This is a genomic window from Capnocytophaga sp. oral taxon 326 str. F0382 (assembly GCF_000318295.1).
Taxonomy (GTDB): domain Bacteria; phylum Bacteroidota; class Bacteroidia; order Flavobacteriales; family Flavobacteriaceae; genus Capnocytophaga; species Capnocytophaga periodontitidis.
The window spans coordinates 1-5995 of record NZ_KB291442.1 but is presented as its reverse complement, the minus strand read 5'-3'; the positions used below and the strand labels follow the sequence as shown (position 1 = coordinate 5995).

At 43.9% G+C, this 5995-nt stretch carries 6 protein-coding genes; all 6 read left to right on the top strand.

Annotated elements, in window-relative coordinates; all coding sequences use genetic code 11:
- Nucleotides 1-49: 49 nt before the first annotated feature.
- The 6 genes from HMPREF9073_RS11240 to HMPREF9073_RS11215 all read left to right on the top strand — a co-directional run bounded on the left by HMPREF9073_RS11240 (nucleotide 50) and on the right by HMPREF9073_RS11215 (nucleotide 5995).
- Nucleotides 50-1009 carry a quinone oxidoreductase gene (locus HMPREF9073_RS11240; RefSeq protein WP_009413889.1) on the top strand — a complete coding sequence of 320 codons (960 nt, stop codon included), beginning with the start codon at nucleotides 50-52 and terminating at the stop codon, nucleotides 1007-1009.
- A 51-nt stretch (nucleotides 1010-1060) separates the two neighbouring features.
- The gene (locus HMPREF9073_RS11235; RefSeq protein ID WP_009413888.1) at nucleotides 1061-1510 is read left to right on the top strand and encodes a hypothetical protein; all 450 of its coding nucleotides are present in this window, start codon (nucleotides 1061-1063) and stop codon (nucleotides 1508-1510) included.
- Nucleotides 1511-1726: 216 nt separating this feature from the next.
- Nucleotides 1727-2545, top strand: coding sequence for an alpha/beta hydrolase (locus HMPREF9073_RS11230; protein WP_009413887.1), 819 nt, complete (start codon nucleotides 1727-1729; stop codon nucleotides 2543-2545).
- A gap of 40 nt (nucleotides 2546-2585) precedes the next feature.
- The gene (locus tag HMPREF9073_RS11225; protein ID WP_009413886.1) at nucleotides 2586-3080 is read left to right on the top strand and encodes a 3'-5' exonuclease; all 495 of its coding nucleotides are present in this window, start codon (nucleotides 2586-2588) and stop codon (nucleotides 3078-3080) included.
- A gap of 57 nt (nucleotides 3081-3137) precedes the next feature.
- A complete protein-coding gene (locus tag HMPREF9073_RS11220) occupies nucleotides 3138-3494 on the top strand; it encodes an MmcQ/YjbR family DNA-binding protein (RefSeq protein ID WP_009413885.1) in 357 nt (118 codons plus the stop codon).
- 8 nt (nucleotides 3495-3502) lie between these two features.
- The gene (locus HMPREF9073_RS11215; protein WP_034555850.1) at nucleotides 3503-5995 is read left to right on the top strand and encodes an excinuclease ABC subunit A; all 2493 of its coding nucleotides are present in this window, start codon (nucleotides 3503-3505) and stop codon (nucleotides 5993-5995) included.

Below are 5995 nucleotides of genomic sequence, written 5' to 3'. Positions count from 1 at the left end.
GTTAAGTAATTACTTACGTCGAACTCACGTTAATTAATAATTTATAAAAATGAAAGCTATCGTTATTTACAAAGCGGGCGATGCCCAACAATTACAGTTAGAAGAACGCCCTATCCCAACACTCAAAGAGGGGTGGACGTTAGTAAAAGTAAAAGGCTTTGGCATCAACCGTTCGGAGATATTCACGCGGCAAGGGCACTCACCTTCGGTTATTTTTCCGCGTATCTTAGGCATTGAGTGTGTAGGGGTAGTGGAAGCTACTACCAGTCCTACTTTGCAAAAAGGGCAGACTGTTGTTTCGCTAATGGGTGAAATGGGTAGAGCTTTTGACGGCAGTTATGCCGAATATACCCTTTTGCCCAACGGACAAGTATACCCCATAACCACTACACTGAGTTGGGCGGAACTTGCTGCGGTACCCGAAACCTACTACACTGCTTTTGGCTCTATGCAGAATCTACAAATCAAACCCACCGATACTGTACTGGTGCGTGCTGCTGCCAGTGGGGTAGGCATTGCTTTTTTACGATTGGTAAAAGCTCAATACCCTACGCTGAGGGTAGTAGGTTCTATCAGAGGTAATAACACTGAGAAAACAGCTGTACTCTTGGGGTTGGGTTACGATGCTATTATCGCCGATAATGATAACGTTTTGGCTACCGATGAGTGTTTTGATAAAATATTAGAGTTGGTGGGACCTGCGAGTATTAAGGATTCATTTACCCATATAAAAGAATATGGCATCATCTGTGCTACAGGACTTTTAGGCGGTAAGTGGTATTTAGAGGACTTTGACCCTACTCGCGACCTCTTGCACAATGCCTATCTTACCACTTTCTATTCAGGTAGTGTAAATGCCGAAAAGATTACCCAGTTATTTGCTTATATTGACGAACACGATGTACCCGTTGCTCCCGAAAAAGTATTTGCCTTAGAAGAAATAGTTGCTGCTCATCAATATGTTGAAAGTAGTGCAGGTTATGGCAAAGTAGTAGTGCGCATTAACTAATTTGCTAATTATTTTCGTATCTTTGCCCCTAAATCATCAAATACAAATCCAATGAAAAAGATTTTTTTATTCTGTTTAGCCCTTGTGGGCTTTGTAGCTACAGCACAAACCTACGAATTTAAAGTAGTAACTGCTGTAGAATCGGTCGTACCTTATGGAATCGGTCGTTCTCGTTTGATCTCAACTAACGATGAGCGCAATTACAAAGATTTTACCACCACCCGCTCCGAAGACGGGGATGAACGTAACAAAAGCGACCGTGATGAGATTCGTGTCAAAGGTTTTGACGAAACCAAGTTGCTAAACTTCTTTAACCTCGGAGGGATTCGCTTTCAGAATATCGCTGCCAACGATGCCCTTATCACTTCCAAACTCAATGCAATGAGTGAAGAAGGATGGGAGCTCGCCTTTGTTACCAGTGGTGTAGAAAGTAATTCAGGTAAAGACGATTCTACAGGGCTTTTTATCACCCGCTTTGTTTTCAAACGATTGAAAAAGTAGTCTTCAAAATTAGTAAACGTAAAATTGTCAATTTCGTGAAAATTTATCTTCCACATTACCCAGCAGCGCCAACTCGCTGGTTTTGTGGAAGATTAAAATACTTTGCTGTTTTTTTTATAATTACTTACGTTGAACTCTCATTATTTATCACAGAGTCATTTCAAATGGATAACTATATAGTCCCCGTAAAATAATAAACACTAAATATCAGATAAGATGAAAAAAGTATTGACTTTATTGTTCTTAACGACGTTTTTTGGGGCTAATGCCAAAACTGAACCCATAGAAATACAAGGTGCGATAGGCAAACTCCGAGGGGTGCTTACTACTCCCGACAATTTTAACCAAAAGAAAATCCCCGTGGTGATTATGTTTCACGGTTTTACTGGAAATATCAACGAGAAAATAAACATCACTATAGCCGAAACCCTTGCCAAAGAAGGTATTGCTTCTGTGCGTTTCGACTTCAACGGACACGGGAAAAGCGATGGCGACTTCGAGAAAATGAGCCTCGATAACGAATTAGAAGATGCGCGCCGTATTGTTCAGTATGTTGAACAACTGCCTTTTGTGAGTAAAATAGGCATCTATGGCCATTCACAAGGAGGGCTGATCTCAATATTGCTCAGTTCAGAACTCGGCAAGAGCAAAATCAAGGCAGTAGCAATGCTAGCTCCAGCAGTTATCATTCACGATAATATGTTACAAGGGTCTTTTTTTGGCACTACCTTCGACCCCCTAAATGTACCCGATAAGGTGAGCCTCTTCTCAGGCAAAATTACCGTAGGCAAGGACTATATTCTTTCAGGGCAACGCATAAAGCCTTTTGAGGCCGCTAAGCGTTACAAAGGAAAGGTAAAAATCATTCACGGAACAGGTGATAGAGCCGTACCTTACTCGTATAGTGAATATCTTTTGTATTTCTACAAAAACGCCGAATTAATAATCATCCCAAAAGCCGATCACGTTTTCTCTAACCAAGAAGATATCCCCGCCACCGAGGTAAGTCAATGGATGAAAAAACAACTTAAATAACGTGAGTTCAATATAAACACTGACTTTACTTGTTACCTAAATGAACACTTTCGCAGCCTTAGACTTTGAAACCGCCAACCAATACCGCAGTAGTGTATGCAGTATCGGACTTGTTTTTGTAGAAAACAACGAGATTGTCGATACTTATTACCAACTGATTAAACCTGCACCAAACTTTTATAGTTATTTCAATACCCAAATACACGGTCTTTCACAGCGCGACACCGAAAAAGCACCGCTCTTCCCCGAAGTATGGGCAGAAATATTGCCAAAAATAAAAGATTTACCCCTTGTAGCTCACAATAGTATGTTTGATGAAGGCTGTTTGCGGGCTGTATTAGCTTATTACAAGCTTCCACAGCATACTAATCCTTTCTTTTGCACCTGCCGAAAAGCGCGTAAACTCCTCCCTCAGCTTGTGAATCACAAGCTAAACACCGTATCCGCTTATTTTGGCTTTGAACTCAAGCAACATCACCACGCCTTAGCCGATGCCGAGGCGTGTGCACATATTGCTTTAGAACTTTTCAAGTGAGACCTTAAAAAAGCTAATATCAATTATAAACCCTAAACTGCCCGTGGGGCTCACACTATGAATATAGAAGAATTTAGAGACTTTTGCCTATCCCTGCCTGATACGTATGAGAAAATGCCCTTTTCGGGGTTCTTTAAAAATGCTGATTCAATCTTAGTTTTTTATGTGGGTACAAAGATGTTTTGCTTCTTTGATATCAATAAGTTTGACAAATGCACGCTCAAATGCAACCCCGATGAGATAGAACAACTCAAAGCAAATTATCAGGCAGTAGAAGCCCCTTTTAACCTAAGCAAAAAGTATTGGGTGGGTATCCGTTTCAATGAAGATATGCCCGATGATAAAATCAAGGCTTATGTAAAACAATCGTATGATTTAGTAGCTTCTTCACAGAAAAACAAATTAGTAAAATAATGACAACTATGAAAAAAGAAAAACCTAAACGCCCCAAAAATATTGAAGTTCGAGGGGCTAAAATACATAACCTCAGGAATATAGACGTCGATATACCCCTCAATAAGATTGTAGGGATTGCAGGCGTATCGGGCTCTGGCAAATCATCTCTTGCCTTAGGAGTTCTCTATGCCGAAGGCTCACGAAGATACTTAGAATCGCTTTCTACCTACACAAGACGACGAATGACGCAAGCCGAACGCGCTGAGGTAGACGACGTGCGCTACGTGCCAGCCTCCTTAGCACTGCACCAGCGCCCTACGGTACCTGGTATCCGCAGTACTTTCGGCACAATGACCGAATTGCTCAACAGCCTCCGCCTGATGTTCTCAAGGCTTGCCAATCACTGTTGCCCTAACGGACACTATGTAAAACCTTCGTTTGCTGTAGCAGCTATGCAAGAAATCACCTGCCCCGAGTGCCACGAACATTTCTACGGACCTGGGGCTGAAGATTTAGCTTTCAACAGTCGTGGGGCTTGCCCTACCTGTGGCGGAATAGGAACCGTCAGAACGGTAGACGAAAGCAAGTTAGTCCCCGATCAAAACCTCACTATCGACGAAGGAGCAGTAGTGGTATGGGGCACCCTGATGTGGTCACTTATGAAAGATGTATGCCGCGAAATGGGCGTGCGTACCGATGTGCCTTTCAAGGATTTAACCCCCGAAGAAAAAGAAATAGTCTACCACGGGCCTGCTGAAAAGAAACATATATTCTACCTAAACCCCAAAACAGGACAAACTGCCGAAATGGATTTTACTTACTACAGTGCTGTGTATAGCGTACAAAACGCTTTGGCTAAGGTAAAAGACGATAGCGGAATGAAACGCCTCGAGAAGTTCCTAAAAGAAGACGTTTGCCACGACTGCCGCGGCACAAGGCTTTCTCCAGCGGCACGTGCCCCACGCCTTAGGGGCATTGGCTTAGACCAAGCTACGGCTATGACGCTCGATGAGTTAATGGTTTGGGTAGCAGGCGTCCCCGATTCATTAGAAGAAGCTATGCGCCCAATGGCTAAAAACATCTGCGAAGCCTTTACCGATACCGCCCACCGCCTCATCGATTTAGGCTTGGGATACCTCTCCTTAGACCGTGCAGCAGCTACCCTTTCCACTGGCGAACGCCAGCGCGTACAGCTTGCACGCGCTGTACGCAACCGCACTACTGGGGTACTCTATGTGTTAGACGAACCCTCTATCGGGCTACACCCTCACAACCTCAAAGGCTTAACAGGGGTGATGGACGACCTCATAGCCGACGGCAATTCGGTGATATTGGTAGACCACGATACCCAAGTACTTACTCACGCCGATGAGATTGTAGAAATGGGCAAAGGCGCAGGGACTAATGGCGGAACCGTCATCGCACAAGGAACGGTAGATGAAATAACACAAAATAAGGAATCGGTAATAGCACCTTACTTATCGCAAGAGAGCAAACTGCCAGCAGAACTCCCAAAAAACGAACTCTTTTCTATGGGAAACATACACCTCTCTACCGATGCTATACACACCGTACACCCTTTAGAAGTCGAATTTCCAAAGGGGAGACTTACAGTAGTTACAGGGGTTTCGGGCTCAGGCAAAACTACTTTAGTGTTAGAGAGCCTAATTCCCGCTTTAGAGGCAAACGCTATGGGGAAGAAATTACCTCAGCACATCAAATCGGTAAAAGCAGAAGGTATTCGTCAGGTAAAGCTCATCGATGCTACCCCTATAGGTATCAATGTTCGCTCTACGGTAGCTACCTATGCCGGTATTCACGACGAACTCCGTAAGATTTACGCCAAAACCCTCGATGCCAAACAGTGCGGCTATAAGGCAGGCGACTTCTCCTACAATACAGGCGACCTCCGTTGCCCTATCTGCGACGGCACAGGGCAAATATCCTTAGATGTGCAGTTCCTCCCCGATGTTGATATTGTGTGCCCTGATTGCAAAGGGAGCAGGTACAAGCGCGAAGCCTATAAAGTATTTCGCACCGCCAAGAATGGCGAAAAATACAGTCTACCCCAGCTGATGAGTATGAGTATAGACCAAGTAATAGAGGTAACTACCGATTTGAAGTTAGTAAATCAAAAACTACAAGTGTTACAACAGTTAGGATTAGGCTATTTGTCGCTTGGCGAAGATACCCCAGGGCTTTCAGGCGGAGAAGCCCAACGCCTTAAGTTAGCCAGCGAAATGGGTAAAGGACAGAGCGATACCGTTTTCGTATTTGATGAACCCACCATAGGGCTACACCCGCAAGATGTACGTGTGCTGCTCGGTGTTTTTCAGAGCCTCCTTAGCTTAGGAGCTACCGTGATAGTGATTGAACACGATTTAGACGTCATTCGCAATGCTCATTATATTATCGATATGGGTCCCGGTGGCGGTGCCGCAGGCGGAAGAATCGTAGCACAAGGCACCCCTCAATCAGTAAAGAATAATGCCAATAGTATTACAGGAAAATATCTATAA